Consider the following 25,863-nt stretch of genomic DNA (forward strand, 5'->3'; position numbering starts at 1 on the left):
CCTACGCCTTGTACAGTGCCTCCAGTCGGGCACCGTACACCGCCTTCAGCACGTGCCGTCGGATCTTGAGCGAGGGCGTGAGCTGTTCGTTCTCGATCGCGAAGGGCTCGTCGGCGAGGACGAAGCGGCGGATGCGTTCGGTCACCGAAAGATCGGCATTCACGCGTTCCACAGCGAGGCCGAGCGCGGTGCGATATTGGCTGTTCTCGGCGAGGCGCTTGAAGTCACAGACATCGCCCTCGCGCGCGCACCATTCCTGCGTCCATTCGGCATCGGGCACGATCACTGCGACCATATAGGGCCGCCGGTCACCGAAGATCATCGCTTGCGCGATTTCGGGTTGCAGCGTCAGCATTCCTTCAACCTTTTGCGGCGCGACATTCTCGCCTTTGTCGTTGACGATAATGTCCTTCTTGCGATCGGTGATCTGGATGCGGCCCTTGGTGTCGATCAGCCCGATATCGCCGGTGTGCAGCCAGCCGTCCTTGAGGACTCGCGCGGTTTCGGCCTCGTTGCGCCAATAGCCCTTCATGACCAGTTCGCCGCGCACCAGGATCTCGCCATCCTCGGCGATGCGCACTTCGGTCTCGACCAAGGGCGGGCCGACCGTATCCATCTTGAGCCCGACCTTGGGGCGGTTGCACGAGATGACCGGGGCGGATTCGGTCTGGCCATAGCCTTGCAGCATGGTGATACCGATCGCCTCGAAGAAGGTGCCGACCTCGGGCGTGAGCGGTGCCCCGCCCGACACCAAAGCCTTGATCCGCCCGCCGAAGCGTTGCTGGATCTTGGGACGGAGCGTTGCGCCCAGGAACAGGTCCATCGGTTTGTCGAGCAAGCCCGCTTTGCCCGCCGCCTTCTTCGTGCCGAGCGCTTGCGCGCGGCCGAGCAGGAAACTGGAGAGCTTGCCCTGCTTTTCTACCGCCTTGGAAATGCGCGTGCGCAACACCTCGAACAGGCGCGGCACCACCACCATCAAGGTCGGGCGGACTTCCTCGATATTGGCGGCGAGCTTGTCGAGGCCCTCGCTATAGTAGATTTGCGCGCCGAGCCCGATCGGGAAATATTGCCCGCCGGTATGCTCATAGGCGTGGGATAGCGGCAGGAACGAAAGAAATACCTCGTCCTCCCAGCCGAAATCCTCCTCGATGATCGTGCAGCAGCCGTGGACATTGTGCAGGATCGCGCCGTGATGCTGCATCACCCCGCGTGGCGAGCCGCCGGTGCCGCTGGTGTAGATGATGCAGGCGGTGTCGTCGCGCGTCGCGGTCGCGGCGATGCTGGCCGGGTCGGTGTCGTGATCGGCGAGCAAGCGGTTCCACGGATGGAATTCGAGTGCTCCGGCCTGGCTCGCCCGCAGATCCTCGATGCAGATCACGATCTTCGCGGCGCTCGCGCGGATCGCGGCGGGGAGCAGCGTCCTGGCCAGTTTCGCGGTCGAGACGATGACCGCTTTCGCACCCGAATTCTCGATGATGTGGGCATGGTCGCGCTCGGTATTGGTCGTGTAGGTCGGCACGGTGATGCACCCCGCCGCCATGATCGCGAGATCGGCGATGCACCATTCCGGGCGGTTTTCCGACACCAGCATCACCCGGTCGCCGGGTGCCAGCCCGATTGCTTTCAAGCCGGCCGCAAGGCTCGCCACCTGACGCGCAGTCTCAGCCCAACTCCGCGAGACCCATTGTCCGCCGGTTTTATGCCACAGAAAGGGGGCATCCCCCTTTTCGGCAGCGCGCGCGAGGAACATCGCGACGAGATTGGGGAAGTGTTCGAGGGTACGCATGGTTCTCTCCCGGGGAGTAAGCGCGCCGCATTCGGCTGCGCGTAGGGGGGTTATTCGGGCGGTCGCGGCGCGGCACCGGCGCGGACGATCTGGGTGGTCTGGCCGTCTTCGCGTACGGCCACACCTTCGCTGCGCGGATCGGCGGCACCGACCCACTGACCGTTCACGCGCTCGATCGCATTGGCCTTGAGGCCGAGCGGGGCGATCTGGACATGCTCGCCCAGCGCCTGAAGCGCGGGCACCATCGCATCGAGTTGCGTGCCCTTCTCGGCCACTGCGTCAAGCTTGGGGGCATAGAGCAAGCCAAGGCCGATCGCATCCTGCGCCGACATTTTCCAGTCGAGCACCGCCACCAGCGCCTTGGCGACTTGCGCGATGATGGTGGACCCACCCGCCGCGCCGATCGCGATCCGTACCTTGCCATCGGGGCCATAGACGATGGTCGGCGACATCGAGCTGCGCGGGCGCTTGCCGCCTTCGACGCGGTTGGCGACGAGATAGCCGTCCTTGGCGGGGACGAAATCGAAGTCGGTCAGCTCATTGTTGAGCATCACGCCCCCGACCGACAGGCCCGATCCGAAATAGCTCTCGATCGTGGTGGTCACCTCCGCGACATTGCCGCGCCGGTCGACCGCGACCAGATCGCTGGTGCCGGGGATATCGGCATTGGGGGCGGGCGTGCGCGGCGGAGCGCCCGGCGGTGTACCGGGGGCGACACTCGCCATGCTGCGCTCGGGCGAGATCAACGCCGAACGTACGGCGATATAGCCGGGATCGAGCAAGCCTTTGACCGGCACGCGCACATAATCGGGGTCGCCGAGATACAGATCGCGATCGGCATAAGCGAGCCGTTCGGATTCGGCGAAGAGGTGCCACGCGACCGGGTTGTTCTTGCCCAGCGCCGCCATGTCGAAGCGCTCGAGCTGCTTGAGGATCATCAGCACCGCGATCCCGCCAGCCGAGGGCGGTCCCATGCCGCAGACTTTGTAGACACGGTATGTGCCGCAAATCGGCGCGCGCTCCTTGGCGCGGTAGCTGGCAAGATCGGCCAGCGTCATCTTGGACGGATTCTGCGCGGCACCGTTGACCGCCGCGACGATCTTCTGCGCCACCGCCCCGGTATAAAAGGCGTCTGGGCCTTTTGCGGCAATGGCGCTGAACAGCGCGGCCTGTTCCGGGTTTTTCAGAATGGTGCCGACGGGGAGCGCCTTGCCGTCGTCGCCCAGGAAATGCGCGCGCGCCCACGGATCGAGATGCCGACCGAAATTGTTGAGTCCGTTGTGGAGGCGCGGGGTGATCGCAAAGCCATCGCGCGCCAGGTGGATAGCGGGGCCGAACAAGGTCGCCCAGGGCAGTTTGCCATACCGCTGATGCGCCAGCGCCATCATTCGCAAATTGCCGGGCACGCCCACGCTGCGGCCGCCGGGGATGGCAGTAAAGATGGGCAGCGGTTTCCCATCGGCCCCGTAAAACCACTTTGGGTCGGCGGCAGCAGGTGCGGCCTCGCGCCCGTCGAGCCCGGTGGTGCGGTCGGTCGCGGCATCGTGATGCACCATGAAGCTGCCACCGCCGATGCCGCTATTTTGCGGCTCGACCACGTTCAGCGCAAGCATCGTCGCGATGGCGGCATCGGTTGCGCTGCCGCCCTTGCGCAGGATCTCCGCGCCGGCCGCTGCCGCGCGGGGATCGGCAGCGCTGACCATGCCGAGACTGGCGGGGGGCTTGGGGGCGGGGCGGCGCGCTTCTGCGGTGGCGGGTGCGAGCAACAGCAGGGCGAGGGCGGCGAGCGATCTTTTCATGCGACGACCCTAACGCGCTTCACCGCACAGGCAAGCCGCCGCCTGCGCCGCAGCAGCCTCGCCGTCCTCTCTAAAGACGTCGGCAAGGATTTACGCTGCGCGGTGTCGTTCGCTGGTGCCAACCGCCTCGGCGACGGTCGCGAACCCGTCGCGCTGCAGGGTGTTGGCGAGGCCGCGGACGATGCGGCGGGCGAGGCCGGGGCCCTGATAGACCAAGGCGGTATAGAGCTGGACCAGGCTCGCCCCAGCGCGGATGCGGGCATAGGCTTCCTCGGCGCTGTCGATGCCGCCTGCGGAAATCAAGGGAATCGCACCGCCTGTCGCCGCCCGGAAATCGGCGAGCCGCTGGCGTGCCAGAGCCGCAAGCGGTGCACCCGACAGCCCGCCAGTCTCGCCCGCGTGCGCGGAGAGCAGCGGCGGGCGCGAAATGGTGGTGTTGCTGACGATCAGCGCATCGACGTGATGCGCAGCGGCGGCACGCGCGATCGCATCGATCGCGGCCGCGTCGAGATCGGGCGCGACCTTCAGGAACAGGCGCGGCCGCGCGATCGGCGCGCGCCGCGCCTCGTCCGCCGCCGCGAGCAACTCGGTCAATTCGGAGCCATGCTGGAGATCGCGCAGGCCCGGCGTGTTGGGGGAGCTGATATTGACCGTGACATAATCGGCCACCTGCGCCGCAGCGGCCACGCCATGTGCATAATCGGCGATCCGGTCGGGCGCGTCCTTGTTCGCCCCGACATTGATACCGAGGATCCCGCGCCGCCTTGCCGCCGTTGCGCGCGGCAGCGCTGCGGCAATACCGCCATTGTTGAACCCCATGCGGTTGATCACCGCGCGGTCCTCGACCAGTCGGAACAAGCGCGGCTGCGGGTTGCCCGCCTGGGGCAGTGGGGTGAGCGTACCGATTTCGACGCTGCCAAAGCCAAGCCCGAAAAACCCGTCGATCGCGCGACCATCCTTGTCCACCCCGGCCGCCAGGCCCACCGGATTGGCAAAGTCCAGACCGGCGACGGAGGTGCGCAGGCTGTTGGGCGATTGTGCGCGGAAGAACGGAGCGCCTGTCGTGGCCCCGAGCGCCAGCAGCTTGAGGGTGAGGGCGTGCGCGCGTTCGGGTTCGAGCGCGAACAAAGCGGGGCGGATCAGTGGGAACAGCATCGTGCGCCTGATGGCATCCGGGAGCGCTGGCGTCAAAGCCGGCAAAGGTGCCTTAATTATGCATTTAGCATGAAAAGCGACGAATTTGTCCAATACACGACCTTCGAAAGACGCCATTAATGCAGTGCGACCCAAGAAGCTCCGGACCGGAGCATCTTTCCTCCGGCCCGGATGGTATACCATCCGGGCCGCTTTTATTTGTTTGGCAGAAGCGTTACACTTGATCGCGACAGGGCAGGGGCGTCGCGGCGTGGGATCGATTGAACTGGACTATGCCGTGCCGTCGGCCGACCTAGCCGAGTATATCACGCTGTTTTACGATTTTTCAGCGGACGTGCCGATGCTGGAAGATGTCGAGCGCGCCGATTATGCGCAATTGCGATTCCATCTGTCGCCTGGCCAGGCGGTCTATTCCTTTCCCGACGGGAGCGCGCAGGAGGCACCGGACGCGCATGTCCTTGGGCCGACCAGCGGCCCGCGCAGCGTGCGCGTGGCCGGGCCGGTGGCGGTGTTCGGGATGGGGCTGACGGCTGCGGGATGGTCGGCAATGATCGGGGCCGACGCATCGACGATGCTCAACCGTGTGATCGATGCAGCGCCGCTGTTTGGTGCGGCGCGGTTGCAGGGGGTTGCCGACGCTTTGCGCGAATCGCCCGGTGTCGGCCCACGGGTGGGGATTTGCGAGGCACTGGTGCGCGACCTGTTGCATAATGTGGACCCGCATTATGCCGATTTCATCCGCCACGTCGATGCGTGGCTGGCGGGCAGTCCGTCGCCGGAAATGGAATGTCTGATTGCGGCGACGGGCTTGTCGCGTCGCCAGATCGAGCGGAAGTGCAATATCCTGTACGGCGCGCCGCCAAAGGTGCTCGCCCGCAAATATCGCGCGCTGCGCGCGCCGGTGGCGATGCGTGGGGGCGAGGAAGGTGTCGCCGATGCGATCGACCGCGGCTTCTATGATCAGTCGCACATGATTCGCGAGGTTAAGCATTTTACCGGCCTTACCCCGCGCCAGATCCGGGCCGATCCCGGTCTGCTGTCGCAATTGACCATTTTGCACCGGAGCGCGCTGGGCGGGGTGGTCAGTCCGCTGATCAGCGAAACATAGCGCCATGCGCGCGCCGCCTTGGGCGGCCGTGCAACCAGGGGTTGACCCGCGCCGCTACTGCGCCCATTTGCAATCGGACAGAATTAATCCGATTGGAGCCGATGCGTCTTTCCAGCCTTGCCGACTATGCCGTCGTAATGATGTCCGCCGCCGCGCGACATTGCGGCAGCGCGGCCAAGCTGAATGCGACGACGCTGGCCGACGAGACTGGCCTGCCGCTGCCGACGGTGCAGAAATTGGTCAGCCGCTTGTCGGCGGGTGGCCTGATCGAGAGCACGCGCGGCACCGGCGGCGGCTTCCGCCTGTCGCGCCCGGCAGCGGCGATTTCGCTGGCTGAGATCATCGAGGCGGTCGAAGGTCCGATCGCTTTGACCGCCTGTGTCGAAGAAGGCCGCCACGACTGCGCGCTGGAAGGCGACTGCCGCGTCAAGCCGCACTGGAACGCCGTCAACGGCGCCGTCCGCGGCGCGCTCGACGGCGTAACGCTCGCAAGCCTGTCGAGGATGCCAGCATGACGCCCCAGCCGCGCGCAGCGCGTTTATTTTCTCATCTTCTTCGTGTCTTCGTGTCTTCGTGCGAGCAGAATTTTCTCGCACAAAGCCGCAAAGGCACAAAGAGGTTTTGTAGCCGCTGCGCGGCAAGGACTGCATGATGGCCACCAAGAACGCCGAAGCCTATGAAGCCGCGAACAAGTCGTATGAATGGGGTTTCCATTCGGACATCGAGCAGGACTTCGCGCCCAAGGGGCTGAGCGAGGATACCGTCCGCTTCATCTCGGCCAAGAAGGGCGAGCCCGAATGGATGCTCGACTGGCGGCTGCAGGCGTACCGTTTGTGGCTGACGCTTGAGACGCCCGATTGGGCCAAGCTGCAGATCGACCCGATCGATTATCAGGACGCTTATTATTACGCCGAGCCCAAGGCCAAGCCCAAGCTCGGCTCGCTCGACGAAGTCGATCCCGAAATCCTGCGCGTCTATGAAAAGCTCGGCATCCCGATCGAGGAGCAGAAGATGCTCGCCGGGGTCGAGGAGCTTGGCGAGGACGGCCAGCCCAAACGCCGCGTCGCGGTGGACGCGGTGTTCGACAGCGTCTCGGTCGCCACCACCTTCCGCAAGGAACTGGAAAGCGCGGGCGTCATCTTCCGCTCGATCAGCGAGGCGATCAAAGAATATCCCGACTTGGTGCGCAAGTGGCTCGGCAAGGTCGTGCCGCAGCATGACAATTACTTCGCAGCGCTCAACTGCGCGGTCTTCAGCGACGGGACCTTCGTGTATATCCCGGAGGGCGTGCGCTGCCCGATGGAGCTGTCCACCTATTTTCGCATCAATGCCGAGAATACCGGCCAGTTCGAACGCACGCTGATCGTCGCCGATAAGGGGGCCTATGTCTCCTATCTCGAAGGCTGCACCGCGCCGATGCGCGACGAAAACCAGCTCCACGCCGCCGTGGTCGAACTGGTCGCCTTGGACGATGCCGAAATCAAATATTCGACCGTGCAGAATTGGTATCCCGGCGACGAGAACGGCAAGGGCGGGATCTACAATTTCGTCACCAAGCGCGCGCTCTGCCAGGGCCGCAATTCCAAGGTGTCGTGGACCCAGGTCGAGACCGGCAGCGCGATCACCTGGAAATATCCGTCCTGCGTGCTGAACGGTGAGAATTCGGTCGGCGAATTTTACTCGGTCGCGGTGACCAACAACCGCCAGCAGGCCGATACCGGCACCAAGATGATTCACAATGGTAAGGGCAGCCGCTCGACGATCGTGTCGAAGGGCATTTCGGCGGGCCGTTCGGACAACACCTATCGCGGGCTGGTGCGCGTGGCACCCGGCGCGGAGGGCGTGCGCAACTTCACCCAGTGCGATTCGCTGCTGCTCGGCGACCAATGCGGCGCGCATACCGTGCCCTATATCGAAGTACGCAACCCGTCGGCGCAGATCGAGCATGAGGCGACCACCTCGAAGATCAGCGACGACCAGATGTTCTACGCGATGCAGCGCGGGCTGGATCAAGAGGCGGCGGTGGCGCTGATCGTCAACGGCTTCGCCAAGGAAGTGCTCCAGCAACTGCCGATGGAGTTTGCGGTCGAAGCGCAGAAATTGCTGGGGATCAGCCTTGAGGGGTCGGTCGGATGAGTTTGTCGCCGCAAGACTATGATCGGCGCACCGACTCCCCTCCCCTTCAGGGGAGGGGCCGGGGGTGGGGCCTCTCCGCCGAGTACCTAGCGGCGTTGCAAAAGCGCGCCGGAGAAATGCGCCGTAACCCGACCGAACCCGAGAAACGTCTCTGGCGCGCGCTGTCCAACGGCCAGGCGAACGGCCACAAATTCCGTCGTCAAGCCGTCATCGGCCGCTACATTGCCGACTTCGTCTGCCCGCAAAAGGCGCTGATCGTCGAAGTCGATGGCGATACGCATGATGAAGCCAAGGACCGGCTGCGCGACGATGTGCTGGCGGGGTTGGGCTTCCGCGTGCTGCGGGTATCGAACCACGATGTGATGGCGAAACTCGAAGGGGTCTTCGATGCGGTCGTGATCGCGCTGGCACAGGCGTCGGATCGCTGGGAGAGGCCCCACCCCAACCCCTCCCCTGAAGGGGAGGGGCTAGACGCGGTCGAGGCGCAGAAGTTGTTGGGGATCTCGCTTGAGGGGGCGGTGGGGTGATGGAGGCCGCTCGCCTCAAACGCGCGCGGTGGCGGCTTCGTGCCTACTTCATTGGGAGCGGCATCATTATGGCGTTCCTATTTCTGTTACTCGCCGAGGGCGTGATCCGGTTCTTTGGAGTCGAAGCCACCAACTATCTGGCGACACTAGTTTTTGCCGCAATGGTAATGGCCGGCGGAACCTACGCGATCATCTACTTTAGCGCTGTTGTCGTTCACGTCGCGCGACGTCGGCTCAACAAGCAGCCAATCATGGAAACTGAAGACTAACGATGCTTAAAATCACTAACCTCCACGCCGAAATCGACGGCAAGGAAATCCTCAAGGGCCTCTCGCTCACCGTCAATGCGGGCGAGGTCCATGCGATCATGGGGCCGAATGGTGCTGGCAAGTCGACGCTGGGCTATGTGCTCGGCGGGCGGCCCGGTTATGAGGTGACGGCGGGCTCGGTCGAATTCGACGGCAAGGATTTGCTCGCGCTCGCCCCGCACGAACGCGCCGCCGCTGGCCTGTTCCTCGGCTTCCAATATCCGGTCGAAATCCCCGGCGTGTCCAACGTGCAGTTCCTGCGCGAGGCATTGAACGCCCAGCGCAAGGGCCGCGACGAAAAGCCGCTCTCGGGTGCCGAGTTCCTCAAGTTCGCGCGCGCGCAGGCCGATGCGCTGAGCATGGACCAGGACATGCTCAAGCGCCCGGTCAATGTCGGTTTTTCGGGCGGCGAGAAGAAGCGCAATGAGATGGTGCAGATGGGGCTGATCGACCCCAAGCTCGCAATCCTCGACGAGACCGACAGCGGGCTCGACATCGACGCGCTGCGCATCGTCGGCGAGGGTATCAACCGCATCATGCGCAAGCCCGAGAAAGCGGTGATCCTCATCACGCACTACGAGCGCCTGCTGAGCTATGTCGCGCCCGATTTCGTGCATGTCCTCTCGGCCGGCCGGATCATCCGTTCGGGCGGGCCGGAACTCGCGGCGGAGCTGGAGCGCGAAGGCTATGCCGGGGTGGTGGCGTGATCGCGCTCGCCCTGGCGCTCGCGGTGCAGGGTACGCCGCTGCCCGCCGAGGAGCCTGACATCGTTGTGATCGGTCGTCGGCTTGCCGCGCTGTCGGTACGGGTGGGGCGCGATCCGCAGGGGCGCTTTACCTGCGGCCTCAGCCAGTCGACCGGGAATGCTCGGCTCGATGAGCAATTGTGCCGGACTGCGGCGAAATGCGTCAAGACCGGTGCGATCGATCAGGGAGCCGCTGCCGCCTGTATCGATCGCCGCAAACCCGCCTTGCTTGAAGGCGTGCGGCGGACCTTGGCGGCAGGGGCGCGGCCATGACGCTCGCTCTCCCCACGCGTCGCGATGAATCCTGGCGGTATAGCGATCTCGAAGCCGTCGCCTCGGTCTGGCCCGTGCCTGCCGCCGAAGTGATCGACGTTCCCGCTGGCGAGTCGATCGCGCGCGTTATCGTGCAGGATGCCGCGACCGATGCCGTGGCGATCCGCGATTACCGTGTGATCCTGCGCGAAGGGGCGTCCGCAACCTTCCATGTGCTCAACACCGGCGGCAAGCTCGGTCGCGTGACGATCGATGTGACGTGCCATCAGGGTTCGCATTTCGAACTCGGCGGCGCGATGCTCGGCGGGGGCGAACAGACGCTCGAACTCGTCACCACGCTCAACCATATCGAGCCCAATGCCACCTCCAATCAGGTCGTGCGCTCGGTGCTCGGCGGGCGGGCGACGGGGTCGTATCTCGGCAAGGTCGCGGTCGCGCGCCATGCGCAGAAGACCGATGCGTCGCAGTCGGTCAAGGCGATGCTGCTGACGCGCACCGCCACCGCCAATGCCAAGCCCGAGCTCGAAATTTTCGCCGATGACGTGAAGTGCGCGCATGGCGCGACCGTCGGCGAACTCGATGCCAATGCGCTCTTCTACCTCGCCTCGCGCGGCATCGCCCCGCCCGAAGCCAAGGCGATGCTGCTGCGCGCGTTCATCGGCTCGGTGTTCGAGGAGATTGAAGACGCCGCCGAACGCGACCGCGTGGAAGCGGCGGCGCAAGCGGCATTGGAGCGGATGCTGTCTCTCCCTCTCCCGTTGGGAGAGGGAAGGGGCCCATCGCGCAGCGATGGGAAGGGTGAGGGTGGCTTATGACAACCGCGCTTGACCCTCACCCTTCCGTCGCTTCGCTCCTCCCTCCCTCTCCCGATGGGAGAGGGGTTTTGGCAGCCCTCGACCACCGCGCCGATTTCCCCGCCATCCCCGCAGGCTGGGCGTATCTCGACACCGCCGCCACCGCGCAAAAGCCGCAAGCGGTGATCGATGCGATCACGCGCGGCTATGACACGAGCTATGCCACCGTGCATCGCGGCGTGTACCAACGCTCGGCCGACATGACGCTCGCCTTCGAGGCGGCGCGGCGGCGCGTGGCTGGCTTCCTGAACGCGGCTTCCGAAAACGAAATCGTGTTCGTGCGCGGCGCGACCGAGGGCATCAACCTCGTGGCGCAATGCTGGGCGGGCACCCAGTTGCAGGCGGGCGACCGCATCCTGCTGAGCCAGCTTGAGCACCATTCCAACATCGTGCCGTGGCAAATGGTGGCCGAGCGGCTGGGCGTGGCGATCGACGTCATCCCGCTGACGCCCGACCACAAGATCGACCTCGACGCGATGGCGGCGATGATCACGCCCGCCCACAAGCTGGTCGCGCTGGCGCATGTCTCCAACGTGCTCGGCTCGGTGCTCGATGCCCGTCATGCCGCCGATATCGCGCATTCGGTCGGGGCGAAACTCCTGCTCGACGGTTGCCAGGCGGTGCCGCGCATGGCGGTCGACGTCGCTGCGCTCGATTGCGATTTCTACGTCTTCTCCGGCCACAAGCTCTACGGCCCTACCGGCATCGGCGTGCTGTGGGCGCGGCCCGATTTGCTCGAAGCGATGCCGCCTTATCAGGGTGGCGGGTCGATGATCGACAAGGTCAGCTTCGCCAAGACGACCTATGCCCCCCCGCCGGGCCGGTTCGAGGCGGGCACGCCGCATATCGTCGGCGTGCTCGGGCTCCATGCCGCGATCGACTATGTCGAGAGCATCGGGCTCGACCGTATCCACGCGCATGAAACCGCGTTGGTCACGCTGACGCGCGAGGCGCTGTCGCAGATCAATTCGGTGGCGCTGTTCGGGCCCGAGGATTCCGCCGGAATCGTCAGTTTCAGCATCCAGGGGGTGCATCCGCACGACATCGGCACCATCTTGGACGAAGCGGGCGTCGCGGTGCGCGCCGGGCATCACTGCGCGCAACCGCTGATGGAGACGCTCGGCGTCGATGCGACGGCGCGCGCCAGCTTTGGCGTTTACAACACTGCAGACGATGTTGCCGCGCTGGTGCGCGGGATTGAACGGGTAACGAGGATTTTCGGATGAGCGACCGGATCGAAATCGAGGAAGTGAGCGCGGTCGAGCAGCCGCCGCGCGCGCGGGTCGAGGCGGCGGAGGAAACGCCGGGCCAGACGCTCGAGCGCAAGCGCGACTATCTCGAAGGCTTTCTCGCGCAAAAGCCAGCGGGCGATGCGGCGGGCGAGCCTGGCGGCGCGCTGTACGAGGCGGTGGTCGAGGCGCTGAAGGGCATTTACGACCCCGAAATTCCGGTCAACATCTACGATCTCGGGTTGATCTACGGTGTCGATGTGACCGAGGCGGGCCATGCCGTCGTCACCATGACGCTGACCACGCCGCATTGCCCCGTCGCCGAATCGATGCCGATGGAAGTCGAGATGCGCGTCGGCGCGGTGCCCGGCATCGGCTCGTCCGAGGTCAATCTGGTGTGGGACCCGGCGTGGGACCCGGCCAAGATGTCCGACGACGCCAAGCTCGAATTGGGCATGCTATAAAATCCCCCTCCCGCTTTGCGGGAGGGGTTAGGGGAGGGCAGTCCTCGCGAAAGCCGCTGCTCCCCAGATGGAAAGCCCCTCCCCCAACCCCTCCCGCAGGCGGGAGGGGAGAAGAAGGACGAAGCCGATGACCACCACCACACGGGTACGCCCCGCCGCCTTGATCCTGACGGCTTCCGCCGAGGGTCGCATCGCCGCGCTGATGGCGAAGGCGCCCGAGGGCGCGATCGGCGTCAAGCTGTCGACGCCCAAGCGCGGCTGTTCCGGCCTCGCTTACTCGGTCGATTATGTGACCGAGGCCAAGCCGTTCGACGAACGCATCGATACCCCCGGCGGCACCTTGTTCGTCGATGGCGGGTCGATCCTGTATCTGATCGGATCGACGATGAACTGGGTCGAGGATGATTTTACGGCAGGCTTCGTGTTCAACAACCCCAATGCCAAGGGTGCATGCGGCTGCGGCGAGAGCTTCACCGTTTAACCAGGCGTCCGCTGCAACAACGCCGTCCGCAGGCACTCGCACACCAATTCGCTCCGCTGGTTGAACATGCGGTGCTTGAACACCACCAGCCCGGCATCGGGGCGTGATTTGCTCGCGCGCAGCTCGACCACCTCGGTTTCCGCGCGCAGCGTGTCGCCGACGAACACGGGCTTGGGCATCACCACCTTGTCATAGCCGAGATTGGCGACCAGCGTGCCGAGCGTGGTATCGCCGACCGACAGGCCGACCATCAGCCCGAAGGTGAAGATGCCGTTGACGACGATGCGGCCGAATTCGGTCGCGCCGGCATACTCCGCATCCAGATGCAGCGGCTGCGGATTGTGGGTGAGCGTGGTGATCAGCAGATTGTCGGTCTCGGTCACCGTGCGGTGAAGCGCGTGCTCGATCCGGTCGCCGACCGTCCAGGCGTCGAAAAAGCGCCCGCTCATGCCGCACGCCAGATCGCGGATCGAGCACGTGCGGTGTGCCTCACCCTGTATCGGCAGATGCCCTCGCACTCAATCTTCCGCATTCTGCATCCTTTCCTGACGCGCCCTCGGCCTTGGCTTGAGGGGACGTCGATCGCATGTCATGGACCTGTCGATAAACCCCGCCCAAGTGGCGGCGTGATCGCGTTCCCGAGGCACCGGCCATGGCCAAGAAATACTATCTGACGGCTACGCTGTCCGACGGCTATGTGAAGACGATCGGTCCGACGTCGCTGGCGTTCACCCATTATTGGCGGATCGTTGCCCAGCTTGGCAATGGCAAGACCGAGGTATTTTGGGGGCACGCCAAATCGCTGGCGGAAGCCCGCAAGAAGCACACCGCCGCCCGCGACGCCGCCACCCAGCGGGGGTGGATCGATTACGCTTTCGAGGTGGTGGAACTGGCGCGCACGCCGGGATGACCGACGTGTCGGTATCATGTCCGGCGGTCTTCGGTGGAGCTGAGCTGCGCTGGTGACCCCTACGAGAATCGAACTCGTGCTTTCGCCGTGAGAGGGCGACGTCCTAACCGCTAGACGAAGGGGCCGTAAGGCGGAGGAGCGGCCTTACCGATCCCGCCTCGCGGCGTCAAGCGAAGTGCCGCGCGCTCGGAACCTGCCCGGCGCGTGGGCGTTTCCCTAGCCGATACCGCCCGCACCTGCGGAGTGGCGTAATGGGAGGATTTCCGATGCTGTGGACCATCGTCGTCGTTTTGCTGGTGCTGTGGGCGCTGGGTTTTGCCGTTCATATTGGCGGTGGGTTGATCCACTTGCTGTTGGTGATCGCCTTGATCGTCGTGGTCGTTCGCCTGCTGCAGGGCCGCAGCGCGCTCTAACGGATCCGCGCGGCGCGGGGCGGTTCAGGCCGCCGCGCGCCGCCGTTCCGCCATTTCCACGTTCAGCATTTCCGCAAGCAGGAAAGCGAGCTCGATCGACTGGCCCGCGTTGAGCCGCGGATCGCAATGCGTGTGATAGCGATCGGCGAGCGATTGTTCGGTCACGTCGACCGCGCCGCCGGTGCATTCGGTGACATTCTGCCCAGTCATCTCGGCATGAATGCCGCCCGCGATTGAGCCTTCCGCGCGGTGAACCGCAAAGAAGCCGCGCACTTCGGCCAGGATGCGGTCGAACGGGCGCGTCTTATAGCCCGTCGCTGCCTTCACCGTGTTGCCGTGCATCGGATCGCAGCTCCACACCACCGGATGCCCTTCGCGCAGCACCGCGCGCACCAATTTGGGCAGGCCCGCCTCGATCTTATCATGGCCATAGCGCGTGATCAGCGTCATGCGGCCGGGCACGCGGTTGGGGTTGAGCGTGTCGAGCAAGCGCAGCAGCGCGTCGGGCTCAAGGCTTGGGCCGCACTTCATGCCGATCGGGTTGCCGATGCCGCGCAGATATTCGACATGCGCGCTGCCTTCGAAGCGCGTGCGATCGCCGATCCACAGGAAGTGCGCGCTGGTGTCATACCAGTCGCCTGTCAGCGAATCCTGCCGCGTCAGCGCCTGTTCGTAGCGCAGCAGCAGCGCCTCATGGCTGGTGTAGAAGCGCGTCTGCGCGAGTTGCGGCACCGTCTCCGGGCTGATGCCGCACGCGGCCATGAAATCGAGCGCTTCGCCGATGCGGTCGGCGGTTTCGGCATATTTTTTGGCCCAGGGGCTGCGGCCCATATAATCGAGCGTCCAGCGATGGACTTGGGCGAGATTGGCATAGCCACCGCCAGCAAAGGCGCGCAGCAGATTGAGCGTCGCCGCCGACTGGCTATAGGCGCGGATCATGCGCTGTGGATCGGGCAGGCGACCTTCGGGCGTGAACTCGATATCGTTGACGATGTCACCGCGATAGGCGGGCAATTCCACGCCATTTTGCACTTCGACATCGGACGAGCGCGGCTTGGCAAACTGCCCGGCCATGCGGCCGAGCTTCACCGTCGGCAGCTTCGACGCAAAGGTCAGCACCACCGCCATTTGCAGGATGACGCGGAAGGTGTCGCGGATGGTGTTGGCGCTGTGCTCGGCGAAGCTCTCGGCGCAATCCCCGCCTTGCAGCAGGAACGCCTTGCCCTCGGCGACGCGCGCGAGATCGGCGGTGAGGTTGCGCGCTTCCCCGGCGAACACCAAGGGCGGGAAGCTGGCGAGCGTGTCGGTTGCCGCGTCGAGCGCCGCCGCATCGGGATAGGTGGGCATCTGGCGCGCGTCGGCGCGCGTCCAGCTATCGGGGGCCCAGCTGCTCATGTCATTCTCCGTGCGAATCGAAATGTACCAATCGGCATGGGTGGCGATGCCATTGGCCGCGATCTGATTGACGACCGGGCCGCTGGCGCGCTTGCCATCTTCTTCCCAGCCCTGAACGGTGGAGCCGGGCGCGCCATACCACGCGCCGAACGCCGCCCGGCTGAGCGCGCGCTCTTCGCGAAAGTGCTTGATCTTGAGGCCGGCCATCGTCGTCATGGGCGGCGCATTACCCAATTGGGGTAAGGGCGGCAAGCGCGAATTTTCCCAGATGGGGTAAATTAGGGTTTGGGGTGAAGTTGGACGACCGGGATTGGTGGGAAGCGGTCGTTGACGCTGCACATCGAAGCTGTAGTTTTGACCGATGCCCATTCGCCGCTCTCTCTGCGTAGTGTTCCTGTTGGGAATGAACTGTCCAGCTGTTGCTCGCAGTCCAGAGCCTAGAGTCGAAACTGGCTGGATTTCTGATGGAGTGAGGTCATGCGTCTTCGACGAAGGTCCTTCGACTTCGAAGCCAACCCATTGCTCTCAGTATCACCGCGTAATCGACCGCAAGACCACAGGCGGTAGTGTGTGGAGCGAATATGAATGGATGTGGAAAGGCAGCAACGGCCTTGAAGTGCATTACCGTGCCCGTATCGGCACTGCCGGTATAAGCGCTTTCACCATCGGAGAACTGTTCGATGGTAGATCAAATCTACCGGGACGCGCGAGCAAGAACGCAGTTTCATATTCACCAAGCAGAGAGGAGTTGGTGATTGGGGTGCCAGGTGAGGAGTACGAGTTCTCCGTAAAGGGTGGAGCGTTCTAACCGTCAAGCCGACAAGTCAGTCGGCGTTTACCTGACGTCCGCAAGTGGGCGACTTCTGCCTGCCGGGATGGATCAGACCGCTCCCTAATACCCCGCCCCCAAATCCACGACATTTTCCATCGCCCGTCCCGCCAGGAAAGCGTCGAGGTTGCGCAGGAACAAGGCGGTGGCGCGCTGGAACATTTTGGTCTGGCTGCGGCCCGACAGGTGCATACTGTGGATCGCATTGGGCGCGGACCATAAGGGATGCTCGGCGGGCAGGGGTTCGGGGGTGACGGTGTCGAGGAAGGCCCCGGCGATCGTCTTTTGGGTCAGCGCCGCGATCAGCGCGTCCTGATCGACCATGTCGCCGCGCGCGATGTTGATGAGCCAAGCGTCGGGCTTCATCGCAGCAAGCTCGTCCGCGCCGATCAGCGTCTTGGTCGCGTCGGTTGAGGGGGCGGCGAGCACCACCCAGTCGAAATCGCCGAGCCGCGCTTTCCAGGCCTCGGGCGTCAGCGTGCCGCCCTGGCCCGAGCGGGTTACCCCCGTCACCGCGACACCGAAGGCGGCGAGCCGTTCGCCGATCAAGCGCCCGATTGCGCCATAGCCGACGATCAGCGCGGCTGTTTCGAACAGTTCGAGGCGGCCCGGGGCATAATCGGGCCATTCGTGGCGGTCGGCGCTGCGCACCACCCTGTCGAAGCGCTTGGCGGCGGCGAGGATGCCGAGCACGGCATATTCGGCCACCGCGATGGCATTGATGCCCGCGCCATTGGTCACCACCGTCCCGCGCGCGGCGAGTGTCGGCAAATCGAGCGCCTCGACCCCGGCGATCGCGGTGAACAGCCATTTGAGCGATGTCCCCGCCGCCACCGCTTCCGGGGTCAGCCCGTGCGGATAGAGGTCGACCCAGCCGATTTCGGCGTCGGCCATCGCGGTCGTCGCTTCCTCGCGCGTCGTCACCCAGGTCACTTCAAGCGCGTCAGGAAGCCGATGTTCGATCAGCGCGCGCGCGAGCGCAGGGAGGACGGCCTTCATCAATGTCTCCTATCGTGCGCGATCACGATTCCCGGCGTACCGACAGATCGTCCCCCGCATTGTCTGCTGTGCAGCTTGAACGAGGAGGTGTGAGAAGGAAAGAGGGAGCTAGACCGCCAATTTCCAGTCCCAGGCCAGCGCATCACCATCCATCACCTCGACACCGACCGCCGCCAGTGCATCGCGAATCTCATCTGATCGGGTGAAGTTCTTTGCCGCACGCGCTTCTTTTCGGGCGGCGAGTTGGGCATCGATGTCCGCCTCGGTGACGATCGCGGTCACCGGGCGCACGCGGAGTTCGCTGCGGGTCAGCGTGGCGAGGTTGAGGCCCAGTACCGCATCGAAATCGTCGAGCGCCTGCAACCGAGTCGCGGGCGACAGGCGCTTGTCCGCCAGCAGCTCATCCAGCACCGGCAGCGCGCGCGGGGTACCCAGATCATCGCCGACCGCTTCCTCCAGCCGCGCCAGATAGGGTTCGGCATCGCCCTTCAGCGTGCCGTCATCGCGCGCGCGCAGGGCATCGCGCGCGATCACCAGCCGCTTCAGCCGCGTGAAGGCGGCGGCAAGGTTCTCCCACGTAAATTCCAACTCGCTGCGATAGTGCGCCTGCAGGCACATCATGCGGTAGGCGAGCGGATGGAAGCCCGCATCGACCAGCGTCTGCAAGCGCAGGAACTGACCCGTAGACTTGGACATCTTGCCGCCGCGGTCCACCAGGAAGTTGTTGTGCATCCACACTCGCGCGCCGGTGTCGTCGCACGCACAGAACGCCTGGTTCTGCGCGATCTCATTGGGATGATGGATCTCGCGGTGGTCGATCCCGCCGGTGTGGATGTCGAACGGGTGGCCAAGATGCTGCAGGCTCATCACCGAGCATTCGAGATGCCAGCCGGGCGCGCCCTTGCCCCAGGGGGAATCCCATTCCATCTGGCGCTGCTCGCCGGGGGGCGACCGCCGCCAGATCGCAAAATCCTGCGGATGGCGCTTGCCCGAGACCGGATCGATCCGGCTTTCGCCTGCGTCGGACACGGCGCGCGCCAGGCTGCCATAATCGGGCACGCGCGTGGTGTCGAAATAGAGCCCGCCGTCGATGAGATAGCAGTCCTGCTCGATTCGCTGGGCGAATGCGATCATTTGCGGGATGTGGTCGGTGGCGACGGTCCATTCGGCGGGCGGATCGATATTGAGCCGCGCGACATCTTCCTTGAACGCCGCAGTATAATGCGCGGCGATTTCCCAGATCGACTTGGCCTGCGCGGCGGCGGCCTTTTCCATCTTGTCGTCGCCGGCATCGGCGTCGGAGGTCAAATGGCCGACATCGGTGATGTTGATGACATGCTTGGTCGGGAAGCCCTTCCAGCGCAGCACGCGCCCGAGCGTATCGGCAAACAGGAAGGCGCGCATGTTGCCGATATGCTGATAGTTATACACCGTCGGCCCGCAGGTGTAGATTCGCACCAGGCGCGGATCGATCGGGACGAACGGCTCCAGCGAGCGCGTGAGGCTGTTGTAGAAGGTGAGGGGCGTGCTGCTCATTGCGCCCGCTTACAGACCGCTCCGGCCCAAAGTCACGTAAAAGGTGCGGTATGCCTTGAAAGTTCGGGCATCGCCGTGTAGGGCGCACGCCTTGCGACGCGGACCTCATGTTCGCGGCGGCGCTTTTCTATCGATTCGGAGCTGTTCGGGTTTATGCAAATCATCGTACGCGACAACAATGTCGACCAGGCGCTGCGCGCGCTCAAGAAGAAGCTGCAGCGTGAGGGCGTCTATCGCGAGATGAAGCTGCGCCGTCACTACGAGAAGCCGAGCGAGAAGCGCGCCCGTGAGCGCGCCGCTGCCGTACGCCGCGCGCGCAAGCTCGAGCGCAAGCGTATGGAACGCGACGGCGCACGGTAAGATCGTGATCGGGCGGGCGCTGATGCCCGCCACGACCTGATTTCGCCTGCCTATCTTTCTCGACCCCCTGCCCGGGAGCCACCATGTCGATCACCGCTGTCCCGCTAAAGCCCGTGAAGCGGAGCATTTTGGTGTATCTGTGGCTTGGCATCGCCGTCGCGCTGGTCGCGGCGGTTGCACTGGCGTTCCAGACTCAGGTCAATCCCGCTACGGCCTTCCTCGCGCACAACGCGCGGACGAAGGGCGTGGTGACGACACCGTCGGGCCTGCAATATCAGGTGCTGACGCCGGGCACCGGGCCGAACCCGACCGACGCGGACGAAGTCCTCATCACCTATGAGGGACGCCTGCTGGATGGCACCGTCTTCGACAAGTCGCAGCAGCCGACCCCGCTCGAGGTTGGTGGGGTCGTACCCGGGTTCAGCGAAGCGCTGAAGCTGATGAACAAGGGCGGCAAATATCGCCTGTGGCTCAAGCCGAGCCTTGGCTATGGCGAGCATGTGCCGCCCGGCGGCCCGATCCCGCCCAATGCGGCGCTGGTGTTCGATGTCGAACTGCTCGATTCGATGCCGATCCTGAAGTACAAGCAAATGCAGCAGCAGATGATGCAGCAGCAGCAGGGGATGATGCCCCCGGGTGCCGGTGGACCGCCGACGGGCCGCTGATATGCGCGCGATCGCATTTGCCGCCGGGCTGGCGGCGCTGCTCCTGACCAGTGGGATTGCGCAAGCGCGGGTCAAAAAGCCGCTCCCGCGTCGCGCCCAGCCAGTCGCCGCAGTGCCGGTTACGGCCGATGCTTTCCTCGCTGCGAACGCGCGCGTGCGCGGGGTCATCCAGACTCCGTCAGGCTTGCAATATCGGGTGGTGAAACCCGGAACCGGGACGGAAAAGCCGGGCGACGGAGACGTCGCGCTGGTCAACTATGTCGGCAAATTGACGAATGGCACGACCTTCGACAAAAGCGCCCAACCCACGCCCTTGCCCGTCGCGGGGCTCGTGCCGGGTTTCGCCGAAGCGTTGAAGGCGATGCCGCGCGGCGCGCAGTATCGGGTGTGGATTAAGCCAAGTCTGGGCTATGGCGAGGCCGGTTCCGGGCCGATCCCGCCAAAGTCGGTGCTGGTGTTCGACATCGATTTGATCGATTTTATTTCGCAGGCCGCTTTTGACCAGTTGCGCCAGCAACAGCTTGCCGATCCCAAGACGGCTCCGGCCGCGCCCTGACGGGCGGTATCGAAAAACCGGCGTCCAAATTGATGGATGCCATATCCGGCCGGATCGGTATTGAGGCGTAACGAAGTAACCTTTCGCTAACGTATTTTTTCGGAGCAAAGATGACCGTCCGCCCGTTGCGTAAAGCCGTTTTTCCTGTCGGTGGTCTTGGCACCCGCTTTCTCCCCGCAACCAAGGCAATGCCCAAGGAGATGCTGCCGGTCGTCGATCGCCCGTTGATCCAATATGCGGTGGACGAAGCGTTGGAAGCAGGCATCGAGCAGATGATCTTCGTCACGGGACGCGGAAAATCGGCGATCGAGGACCATTTCGACATCGCGTACGAGCTGGAGGCGACCATGACCGCGCGCGGCAAGTCGCTGTCGATCCTTGACGCCACCCGGCTCAAGCCGGGCGCGGTCGCCTATGTTCGCCAGCAGGAACCAATGGGTCTCGGCCACGCGGTGTGGTGCGCGCGCGATATCGTGGGGGATGAACCCTTTGCGGTTTTGCTCGCCGACGATTTCATGGTGGGCAAGCCCGGTTGCCTGAAGCAAATGGTCGACGCCTATATGCAGGTCGGCGGCAACATTATCTGCGCGCAGGAAGTGCCGGAGGATCAGACGCACATGTATGGCGTGATCACGCCAGGCGTGCGCGACGGTGCCCTGACCGAAGTCAAAGGGCTGGTCGAAAAGCCCGCCAAGGGCACCGCGCCCTCCAACCTGTCGGTGATCGGCCGCTACATCCTCCAGCCCGAGGTGATGCGGGTGCTCGAAACCCAGGGCAAGGGCGCGGGTGGCGAAATCCAGCTGACCGATGCAATGGCGCGGATGATTGGCAATCAACCCTTCCATGGGCTCACCTTTGACGGCAAACGCTATGATTGCGGCGATAAGGCTGGGTACGTAACCGCCAATCTGGCGGTGGCCGTCGGGCGCGCGGATATTGGCGAAGCCGTCCGTGCTTTTGCGGTCGACCTGCTGAAATAAGGCTCGAGCGGTCGGGGCTGATCGGGCGCTCAGCAGCGCTCGATATAGCCGCGATACCAATCCACGAAACGGGGCACGCCGACATCGATCGAGGTGGTCGGTGCGAAGCCGAGGTCGTGCTGGATCGCGCTAATGTCGGCGAAGGTATCGGGCATGTCGCCCGGCTGCATCGGCGCGTTGATGCGGATGGCGGGCTTGCCGCACGCCGCCTCGATCAGGTCGATCAGCCGGTCGAGCCGCTCCGAACGGTGGTTGCCGATATTGTAGAGCCGGTGCGGGGCCGGGCTGCCGCCGGCCTTGATGCTGCCGTCATCGGCAGGCGGATGGTCGAGGCAGGCGACGATCCCGGCAACGATATCGTCGATATAGGTGAAATCGCGCCGCATATCGCCGTGATTGAACACCTGGATCGGGCGACCTTCGAGGATCGCGCTGGTGAACAGCCACATCGCCATGTCGGGCCGCCCCCACGGCCCATAGACGGTGAAGAAGCGTAACCCCGTTTGCGGCAGGCGATAGAGATGCGCGTAGGTTTCGCTCATCAACTCGTCGGCGCGCTTGGTCGCGGCGTAGAGCGACAAGGGGCGGTCGGCGCGGTCGTCGACCTTGAAGGGTACGCTCGCATCGCCGCCATAGATGGACGAGGACGACGCATAAACGAGATGCGCCACGCCGCGCTGCCGCCCGAGTTCGAGCAGGTTGAGGTGCCCGGCGATGTTCGAATGGATATAGACGCGCGGATTGTCGATCGAATAGCGCACCCCGGCCTGCGCGCCGAGATGGACGATGCGGGTGAATCGTGCGGACCCGAGCGCTGCATCGAGCGCGGCATGATCGGCGAAATCGACGCGGTGTAGCGTGAAGCGCCCCTCGGCCTCCGCCGCGATCGCCGCGACGCGCGCTTCCTTCAGGCTGACGGGATAATAATCGTTGAAATTATCGATGCCGATGACGTGCTCGCCGCGCGCCAGCAGCGCGCGCGCGACGTGCATGCCAATGAACCCGGCGACACCGGTGACGAGGATGGGGTCGGTCGACATGGCGTTCCCTATCAGGCCTTAGCTGGCGAGGCGCAACGCTTCCGTGCGGACGGGCGCGCGGGGCTGATCGGGCCAGATACCGCGTGTGTCATAGACGATCTTGTCGGCGCGCTCATCGACCGGCACCGATTTGAACACGTCATGATCGACCAGCACGATCATGATGCCGCACGTCTCGATCGCGGTGTCGATGTCGGTCAGCGTCGTGCCGGTGCCGTCAAACGCGGCGGGCAGGGCGCGGGTATAAGGTTCGACCACATCGAGCCGATCGCCGAAGCGCTGCGCGAGTGCCGTCGCGACTTTCAGCGCGGGGCTTTCGCGGAAATCGTCGATATTGGCCTTGAAGGCGAGGCCCAGACAGGCGACGCGAACGCCCGGGTGCGCCGCCACCATCGCCTCGGCGCGTTCCACGACATAGTCGATCTTGGCGTCGTTTACTTCGCGCGCGGTGCGGATCAGCGGGGTGTTGTCGCGATCGGCATGGACCAGGAACCACGGGTCGACCGCGATGCAATGCCCGCCGACGCCGGGGCCGGGCGACAGGATGTTGACGCGCGGATGGCGGTTGGCGAGGCGGATCACCTCCCACACATCGACTTCCATCGTATCGGCGACGCGGCTCAGTTCGTTGGCGAAGGCGATGTTCACGTCGCGGAACGCGTTTTCGGTCAGCTTGGTCATCTCCGCCGCGCGCGCGGTGGTGGTGACGCACGCGCCGCGCACGAAGCGGCGATAGAATTGCAGCGCTTTGCGCGCACACCGCGGCGTGATGCCGCCAATCACGCGGTCATTGTCGATCAGCTCGACGAGGATGCGCCCAGGGAGAACGCGCTCGGGGCAATAGGCGATCGCGATGTCGGCGCTCTCGCCGGTCTTGCCGGGCACCTTCAGGTCGGGGCGCAACTGCGCGAGCAGGTCGCGCACCTTCTCGGTCGTGCCCACGGGCGAGGTCGATTCGAGGATGATGACGTCGCCCGCCTTCAACACCGTAGCAATGGTGGTGGCGGCGCGCAGGACGTAGCCGATATTGGGCGCGTGATCGTCGGCAAAGGGCGTCGGCACCGCGATAACGAACACGTCGGCGGGTTCGATCTGCGTCGCCGCGCGCAAGGTGCCGCGCGCGACCACACCCGAGACGAGGCCGTCGAGATCGACTTCCTCGATATGGATCTTGCCCGAATTGACCGTCTCGACGACATGTTCGGACACGTCGATGCCCAGCACCTTGGCACCCGTGCGCGCGATTACGGCGGCGGTTGGCAGGCCGATATAACCCAGCCCGACGACGACAACCTTCAGTTCAGCATCCGAAACCATCGGCGATTACCTTTGCGATCCTGCCGGACGCATGGCCGTCGCCGAACGGATTGTGGGCGCGTGCCATGGACTGGTACGCGCCCTTGTCGTCGAGGAGGGTTGATATTTCGGAAACGATCCGTTCGGGATCGGTCCCAATCACCTTGGCCGTGCCCGCCGCCACGCCTTCGGGGCGTTCGGTCGTCTCGCGCATCACCAGCACGGGCTTCGCGAGTGCGGGCGCTTCTTCCTGCACGCCGCCCGAATCGGTCAGCGCGATGTCGCACAGCTCCAGCGCGCGGATGAAATGCGGGTAATCGAGCGGATCGATCCGCGCGATATTGGGCCGGTCGCCCAGCACGCGGTTCATCGCCTCGACGACATTGGGGTTGGGGTGCATCGGAAACAGGATTGCCACGTCATCGCGCGCGGCGATGCGGGCGAGCGCGTGCGCGATATTGTCCATGCCCCCGCCGAAATTCTCGCGCCGGTGGGTGGTGACCAGGATGATGCGCTTGCCCGCGAAACGCTGCGCAATCGCGTCGAGCCCGCTCGCGAGCGTCGGGTCCGCGACCAGCTTGGCGCGCGTCGCGTACAGCGCGTCGATCACGGTGTTGCCGGTGACGTGGATCGTCGCGGGGGCGATATTCTCGCGGCGCAGCGCGTCGGCGGCGGTTTCGGTCGGCGCGAAATGCTGATCGGCGATCGGCGCGACGATGCGGCGGTTCACTTCCTCCGGCCAAGGCTGGTAAATGTCGCCCGAGCGCAAGCCCGCCTCGACGTGGCTGACCGGCACCTTGCGATAATAGGCCGCCAGCGCACCGACCATCGCAGTGGCGGTGTCGCCCTGCACGATCACCCGGTCGGGCTTTTCGGCATCCATCACGTCGCCAAGCCCGGTCAGCAGCCGCGCGGTCAGGCGGTCGAGCGTCTGGCCCGGTTCCATCAGGTCGAGATCGATATCGGGGCGCAGACCGGCGATGCTGAGCACCTGGTCGAGCAGCCCGCGATGTTGTGCGGTCACGCAGGTGCGCACGTCGAGGCCGCCCTGCGCCTTGAGCGCAGCAACCACGGGAAAGAGTTTGATCGCTTCGGGCCGGGTGCCGAAGATGACGAGGATGCGCGGAGAGGTCATGGCAGGCGCATAGCGTGCGCTCCCTTAAAACCCCGCTAACTGCATCCCCCGCATCCGGGATCCTTGGGCAGCACGATCGTGCGGAAGCGGAAGGCGAGCGCGTCGATCAGCAGCAGCTTGCCCGCGCTATCCTCGCCGAAGCCGACCACGCTGCGCATCGCCTCCAGCGCGGCGAGGCTGCCCATCACCCCGGTCATCGCGCCGAGCACGCCCTGTTCGGCGCAACTGTCGCCCGCCTGATCGGCCACATTGCCGACGAAGCAGCGATAGCACGGCTTGTCCGCCTCCCAGCCGCGAAAAACGCCGAGCTGGCCTTCGAACTGCCCGACCGCCGAGGAGACGAGCCGGATCCGCAGCGCGTGCGCGGCGTCGGCAACGGCGAGACGCGTCGTGAAACTGTCGGTACCGTCGATCACCACGTCCGCTCCGCCAAGGAGGCGGGCGGCATTGTCGGGGGTCAGCCGCTCGGGGCGCTGGTCGATCACGACATGCGGGTTGATCCGGTGAGCCGCGAGCGCCGCCGCCGCGACCTTGCCCGCGCCGACATCGGCATCGCCGAACAGGGTTTGGCGTTGGAGGTTGGAAAGATCGACGGTGTCGTCATCGATGACGATCAGCCGCCCGACCCCGGCTGCTGCCAGATATTGAATGGCTGGGCTGCCAATACCGCCTGCGCCGACAATCGCGACCGACGCGGCCTTCAGCCGCATTTGCCCTGCGCCACCAACCTCGCGCAGCACGATATGGCGGGCGTAGCGGTTCAGCTCTTCGTCGGACAGCGTCACAGGCAGCCTGTCAGAGGCACAGCTTTGGTGTTTCGCGCCGTTTTCCGTTCGCCCTGAGCCTGTCGAAGGGCCTTGCTCAGGGCAGGCTCAGCCCGAACG

The 25,863-nt window shown here is 64.8% G+C and carries 28 protein-coding genes and 1 tRNA gene; 17 read left to right on the plus strand and 12 right to left on the minus strand.

Features of this window, described 5'->3' with window-relative positions; all coding sequences use genetic code 11:
* Position 1: 1 nt before the first annotated feature.
* The 3 genes from ACP7BY_RS04600 to ACP7BY_RS04610 form a co-directional block, all read right to left on the minus strand.
* Positions 2-1,786, minus strand: coding sequence for an AMP-dependent synthetase/ligase (locus ACP7BY_RS04600; protein WP_033966066.1), 1,785 nt, complete (start codon positions 1,784-1,786; stop codon positions 2-4).
* A 50-nt stretch (positions 1,787-1,836) separates the two neighbouring features.
* On the minus strand, positions 1,837-3,585 hold the full coding sequence (ggt, locus tag ACP7BY_RS04605) for a gamma-glutamyltransferase (protein ID WP_033966064.1): 1,749 nt from the start codon (positions 3,583-3,585) through the stop codon (positions 1,837-1,839).
* A gap of 90 nt (positions 3,586-3,675) precedes the next feature.
* Positions 3,676-4,740, minus strand: a complete 1,065-nt coding sequence (locus ACP7BY_RS04610; RefSeq protein WP_137902504.1) for a quinone-dependent dihydroorotate dehydrogenase — start codon at positions 4,738-4,740, stop codon at positions 3,676-3,678.
* Positions 4,741-4,990: 250 nt separating this feature from the next.
* Here ACP7BY_RS04610 and ACP7BY_RS04615 point away from each other — a divergent pair, with 250 nt between their 5' ends.
* The 11 genes from ACP7BY_RS04615 (at position 4,991) to ACP7BY_RS04665 (ending at position 12,865) form a co-directional block, all read left to right on the plus strand.
* On the plus strand, positions 4,991-5,848 hold the full coding sequence (locus tag ACP7BY_RS04615; protein ID WP_249340812.1) for an AraC family transcriptional regulator: 858 nt from the start codon (positions 4,991-4,993) through the stop codon (positions 5,846-5,848).
* Between the two features lie 101 nt (positions 5,849-5,949).
* Entirely contained in the window at positions 5,950-6,363 is a 414-nt protein-coding gene (locus tag ACP7BY_RS04620; RefSeq protein WP_010407504.1) for an SUF system Fe-S cluster assembly regulator, read from the plus strand.
* Positions 6,364-6,499: 136 nt separating this feature from the next.
* Positions 6,500-7,984, plus strand: a complete 1,485-nt coding sequence (gene sufB, locus ACP7BY_RS04625) for a Fe-S cluster assembly protein SufB (protein WP_033966878.1) — start codon at positions 6,500-6,502, stop codon at positions 7,982-7,984.
* A complete protein-coding gene (locus tag ACP7BY_RS04630) occupies positions 7,981-8,511 on the plus strand; it encodes an endonuclease domain-containing protein (protein WP_126849270.1) in 531 nt (176 codons plus the stop codon). Before sufB ends, ACP7BY_RS04630 begins: the two co-directional genes overlap by 4 nt.
* Positions 8,508-8,780 carry a hypothetical protein gene (locus tag ACP7BY_RS04635; protein ID WP_126849271.1) on the plus strand — a complete coding sequence of 91 codons (273 nt, stop codon included), beginning with the start codon at positions 8,508-8,510 and terminating at the stop codon, positions 8,778-8,780. Before ACP7BY_RS04630 ends, ACP7BY_RS04635 begins: the two co-directional genes overlap by 4 nt.
* Before the next feature lie 2 nt (positions 8,781-8,782).
* Positions 8,783-9,526 carry a Fe-S cluster assembly ATPase SufC gene (gene sufC / locus ACP7BY_RS04640; RefSeq protein WP_033966866.1) on the plus strand — a complete coding sequence of 248 codons (744 nt, stop codon included), beginning with the start codon at positions 8,783-8,785 and terminating at the stop codon, positions 9,524-9,526.
* Positions 9,523-9,837: a hypothetical protein gene (locus tag ACP7BY_RS04645; RefSeq protein ID WP_033966864.1), complete on the plus strand. Its 315-nt coding sequence runs from the start codon at positions 9,523-9,525 to the stop codon at positions 9,835-9,837. Before sufC ends, ACP7BY_RS04645 begins: the two co-directional genes overlap by 4 nt.
* Positions 9,834-10,652, plus strand: a complete 819-nt coding sequence (locus tag ACP7BY_RS04650) for a SufD family Fe-S cluster assembly protein (RefSeq protein WP_231565325.1) — start codon at positions 9,834-9,836, stop codon at positions 10,650-10,652. Before ACP7BY_RS04645 ends, ACP7BY_RS04650 begins: the two co-directional genes overlap by 4 nt.
* Positions 10,653-10,720: 68 nt before the next feature.
* Positions 10,721-11,917, plus strand: coding sequence for a cysteine desulfurase (locus ACP7BY_RS04655; protein ID WP_033962997.1), 1,197 nt, complete (start codon positions 10,721-10,723; stop codon positions 11,915-11,917).
* Positions 11,914-12,384, plus strand: a complete 471-nt coding sequence (locus ACP7BY_RS04660; RefSeq protein ID WP_137902506.1) for an SUF system Fe-S cluster assembly protein — start codon at positions 11,914-11,916, stop codon at positions 12,382-12,384. The genes ACP7BY_RS04655 and ACP7BY_RS04660 overlap by 4 nt, the downstream gene beginning before the upstream one ends.
* A 127-nt stretch (positions 12,385-12,511) precedes the next feature.
* Complete coding sequence (locus ACP7BY_RS04665; RefSeq protein ID WP_033963000.1) at positions 12,512-12,865, plus strand: HesB/IscA family protein; 354 nt, start codon at positions 12,512-12,514, stop codon at positions 12,863-12,865.
* Here the strand turns inward: ACP7BY_RS04665 and ACP7BY_RS04670 are convergent.
* Positions 12,862-13,314, minus strand: coding sequence for a MaoC family dehydratase (locus tag ACP7BY_RS04670; protein ID WP_033963003.1), 453 nt, complete (start codon positions 13,312-13,314; stop codon positions 12,862-12,864). The genes ACP7BY_RS04665 and ACP7BY_RS04670 overlap by 4 nt on opposite strands.
* Positions 13,315-13,517: 203 nt before the next feature.
* On the opposite strand from ACP7BY_RS04670, the gene ACP7BY_RS04675 reads away from it, so the two are divergent.
* Positions 13,518-13,775 (plus strand): hypothetical protein, encoded by a 258-nt coding sequence (locus ACP7BY_RS04675; protein WP_033963006.1) that lies wholly within the window; start codon positions 13,518-13,520, stop codon positions 13,773-13,775.
* A gap of 50 nt (positions 13,776-13,825) precedes the next feature.
* On the opposite strand, the gene ACP7BY_RS04680 is transcribed toward ACP7BY_RS04675, so the two are convergent.
* A tRNA-Glu gene (locus tag ACP7BY_RS04680) sits at positions 13,826-13,900 on the minus strand.
* A gap of 141 nt (positions 13,901-14,041) precedes the next feature.
* Between ACP7BY_RS04680 and ACP7BY_RS04685 the strand changes: the two genes are divergently transcribed.
* Positions 14,042-14,188, plus strand: coding sequence for a lmo0937 family membrane protein (locus tag ACP7BY_RS04685; protein WP_010407531.1), 147 nt, complete (start codon positions 14,042-14,044; stop codon positions 14,186-14,188).
* A 24-nt stretch (positions 14,189-14,212) separates the two neighbouring features.
* Here the strand turns inward: ACP7BY_RS04685 and ACP7BY_RS04690 are convergent, their stop codons facing one another.
* The 3 genes from ACP7BY_RS04690 to cysS all read right to left on the minus strand — a co-directional run bounded on the left by ACP7BY_RS04690 (position 14,213) and on the right by cysS (position 18,947).
* Positions 14,213-15,799: a class II 3-deoxy-7-phosphoheptulonate synthase gene (locus ACP7BY_RS04690; RefSeq protein WP_033964147.1), complete on the minus strand. Its 1,587-nt coding sequence runs from the start codon at positions 15,797-15,799 to the stop codon at positions 14,213-14,215.
* Between the two features lie 676 nt (positions 15,800-16,475).
* On the minus strand, positions 16,476-17,411 hold the full coding sequence (locus ACP7BY_RS04695; RefSeq protein WP_033964149.1) for a D-2-hydroxyacid dehydrogenase: 936 nt from the start codon (positions 17,409-17,411) through the stop codon (positions 16,476-16,478).
* A gap of 108 nt (positions 17,412-17,519) precedes the next feature.
* Positions 17,520-18,947, minus strand: a complete 1,428-nt coding sequence (cysS, locus tag ACP7BY_RS04700; RefSeq protein WP_033964150.1) for a cysteine--tRNA ligase — start codon at positions 18,945-18,947, stop codon at positions 17,520-17,522.
* Between the two features lie 153 nt (positions 18,948-19,100).
* Here cysS and rpsU point away from each other — a divergent pair, with 153 nt between their 5' ends.
* The 4 genes from rpsU to galU all read left to right on the plus strand — a co-directional run bounded on the left by rpsU (position 19,101) and on the right by galU (position 21,508).
* Entirely contained in the window at positions 19,101-19,307 is a 207-nt protein-coding gene (gene rpsU / locus ACP7BY_RS04705) for a 30S ribosomal protein S21 (protein ID WP_010162663.1), read from the plus strand.
* Between the two features lie 83 nt (positions 19,308-19,390).
* The gene (locus ACP7BY_RS04710) at positions 19,391-19,972 is read left to right on the plus strand and encodes an FKBP-type peptidyl-prolyl cis-trans isomerase (RefSeq protein WP_033964151.1); all 582 of its coding nucleotides are present in this window, start codon (positions 19,391-19,393) and stop codon (positions 19,970-19,972) included.
* Position 19,973: 1 nt separating this feature from the next.
* Entirely contained in the window at positions 19,974-20,528 is a 555-nt protein-coding gene (locus tag ACP7BY_RS04715; RefSeq protein ID WP_033964160.1) for an FKBP-type peptidyl-prolyl cis-trans isomerase, read from the plus strand.
* 110 nt (positions 20,529-20,638) lie between these two features.
* Positions 20,639-21,508 (plus strand): UTP--glucose-1-phosphate uridylyltransferase GalU, encoded by an 870-nt coding sequence (gene galU, locus ACP7BY_RS04720; protein ID WP_033964152.1) that lies wholly within the window; start codon positions 20,639-20,641, stop codon positions 21,506-21,508.
* A gap of 29 nt (positions 21,509-21,537) precedes the next feature.
* Here galU and ACP7BY_RS04725 read toward each other — a convergent pair whose 3' ends face one another.
* Genes ACP7BY_RS04725 through ACP7BY_RS04740 form a run of 4 tightly spaced genes read right to left on the minus strand, consistent with a single transcriptional unit; the run spans position 21,538 to position 25,764 of the window.
* Complete coding sequence (locus tag ACP7BY_RS04725) at positions 21,538-22,548, minus strand: NAD-dependent epimerase/dehydratase family protein (RefSeq protein WP_137902507.1); 1,011 nt, start codon at positions 22,546-22,548, stop codon at positions 21,538-21,540.
* Positions 22,549-22,566: 18 nt separating this feature from the next.
* Positions 22,567-23,865, minus strand: coding sequence for a UDP-N-acetyl-D-mannosamine dehydrogenase (wecC, locus tag ACP7BY_RS04730; protein WP_033964153.1), 1,299 nt, complete (start codon positions 23,863-23,865; stop codon positions 22,567-22,569).
* Positions 23,849-24,979 carry a non-hydrolyzing UDP-N-acetylglucosamine 2-epimerase gene (gene wecB / locus ACP7BY_RS04735; RefSeq protein ID WP_033964154.1) on the minus strand — a complete coding sequence of 377 codons (1,131 nt, stop codon included), beginning with the start codon at positions 24,977-24,979 and terminating at the stop codon, positions 23,849-23,851. Before wecB ends, wecC begins: the two co-directional genes overlap by 17 nt.
* A 35-nt stretch (positions 24,980-25,014) precedes the next feature.
* Positions 25,015-25,764: a HesA/MoeB/ThiF family protein gene (locus tag ACP7BY_RS04740; RefSeq protein WP_137902508.1), complete on the minus strand. Its 750-nt coding sequence runs from the start codon at positions 25,762-25,764 to the stop codon at positions 25,015-25,017.
* Positions 25,765-25,863 lie beyond the last annotated feature (99 nt).

It is taken from the genome of Sphingomonas sp. PSPC2-2 (genome assembly GCF_049897725.1).
GTDB lineage: Bacteria > Pseudomonadota > Alphaproteobacteria > Sphingomonadales > Sphingomonadaceae > Sphingomonas.

Bases quoted from the DNA above. Each gene is read 5' to 3' on its own strand.
- sufB (WP_033966878.1), top strand. From the start codon at position 6,500: ATGGCCACCAAGAACGCCGAAGCCTATGAAGCCGCGAACAAGTCGTAT.
- ACP7BY_RS04675 (WP_033963006.1), top strand. From the start codon at position 13,518: ATGGCCAAGAAATACTATCTGACGGCTACGCTGTCCGACGGCTATGTG.
- ACP7BY_RS04715 (WP_033964160.1), top strand. From the start codon at position 19,974: ATGCGCGCGATCGCATTTGCCGCCGGGCTGGCGGCGCTGCTCCTGACC.
- galU (WP_033964152.1), top strand. From the start codon at position 20,639: ATGACCGTCCGCCCGTTGCGTAAAGCCGTTTTTCCTGTCGGTGGTCTT.
- rpsU (WP_010162663.1), top strand. From the start codon at position 19,101: ATGCAAATCATCGTACGCGACAACAATGTCGACCAGGCGCTGCGCGCG.
- ACP7BY_RS04630 (WP_126849270.1), top strand. From the start codon at position 7,981: ATGAGTTTGTCGCCGCAAGACTATGATCGGCGCACCGACTCCCCTCCC.
- wecC (WP_033964153.1), bottom strand. From the start codon at position 23,865: ATGGTTTCGGATGCTGAACTGAAGGTTGTCGTCGTCGGGCTGGGTTAT.
- ACP7BY_RS04670 (WP_033963003.1), bottom strand. From the start codon at position 13,314: ATGAGCGGGCGCTTTTTCGACGCCTGGACGGTCGGCGACCGGATCGAG.
- ACP7BY_RS04660 (WP_137902506.1), top strand. From the start codon at position 11,914: ATGAGCGACCGGATCGAAATCGAGGAAGTGAGCGCGGTCGAGCAGCCG.
- ACP7BY_RS04610 (WP_137902504.1), bottom strand. From the start codon at position 4,740: ATGCTGTTCCCACTGATCCGCCCCGCTTTGTTCGCGCTCGAACCCGAA.
- ACP7BY_RS04695 (WP_033964149.1), bottom strand. From the start codon at position 17,411: ATGAAGGCCGTCCTCCCTGCGCTCGCGCGCGCGCTGATCGAACATCGG.
- ACP7BY_RS04710 (WP_033964151.1), top strand. From the start codon at position 19,391: ATGTCGATCACCGCTGTCCCGCTAAAGCCCGTGAAGCGGAGCATTTTG.
- wecB (WP_033964154.1), bottom strand. From the start codon at position 24,979: ATGACCTCTCCGCGCATCCTCGTCATCTTCGGCACCCGGCCCGAAGCG.
- sufC (WP_033966866.1), top strand. From the start codon at position 8,783: ATGCTTAAAATCACTAACCTCCACGCCGAAATCGACGGCAAGGAAATC.
- cysS (WP_033964150.1), bottom strand. From the start codon at position 18,947: ATGAGCAGCACGCCCCTCACCTTCTACAACAGCCTCACGCGCTCGCTG.
- ggt (WP_033966064.1), bottom strand. From the start codon at position 3,585: ATGAAAAGATCGCTCGCCGCCCTCGCCCTGCTGTTGCTCGCACCCGCC.
- ACP7BY_RS04690 (WP_033964147.1), bottom strand. From the start codon at position 15,799: ATGACGACGATGGCCGGCCTCAAGATCAAGCACTTTCGCGAAGAGCGC.
- ACP7BY_RS04650 (WP_231565325.1), top strand. From the start codon at position 9,834: ATGACGCTCGCTCTCCCCACGCGTCGCGATGAATCCTGGCGGTATAGC.
- ACP7BY_RS04685 (WP_010407531.1), top strand. From the start codon at position 14,042: ATGCTGTGGACCATCGTCGTCGTTTTGCTGGTGCTGTGGGCGCTGGGT.
- ACP7BY_RS04600 (WP_033966066.1), bottom strand. From the start codon at position 1,786: ATGCGTACCCTCGAACACTTCCCCAATCTCGTCGCGATGTTCCTCGCG.
- ACP7BY_RS04725 (WP_137902507.1), bottom strand. From the start codon at position 22,548: ATGTCGACCGACCCCATCCTCGTCACCGGTGTCGCCGGGTTCATTGGC.
- ACP7BY_RS04620 (WP_010407504.1), top strand. From the start codon at position 5,950: ATGCGTCTTTCCAGCCTTGCCGACTATGCCGTCGTAATGATGTCCGCC.
- ACP7BY_RS04665 (WP_033963000.1), top strand. From the start codon at position 12,512: ATGACCACCACCACACGGGTACGCCCCGCCGCCTTGATCCTGACGGCT.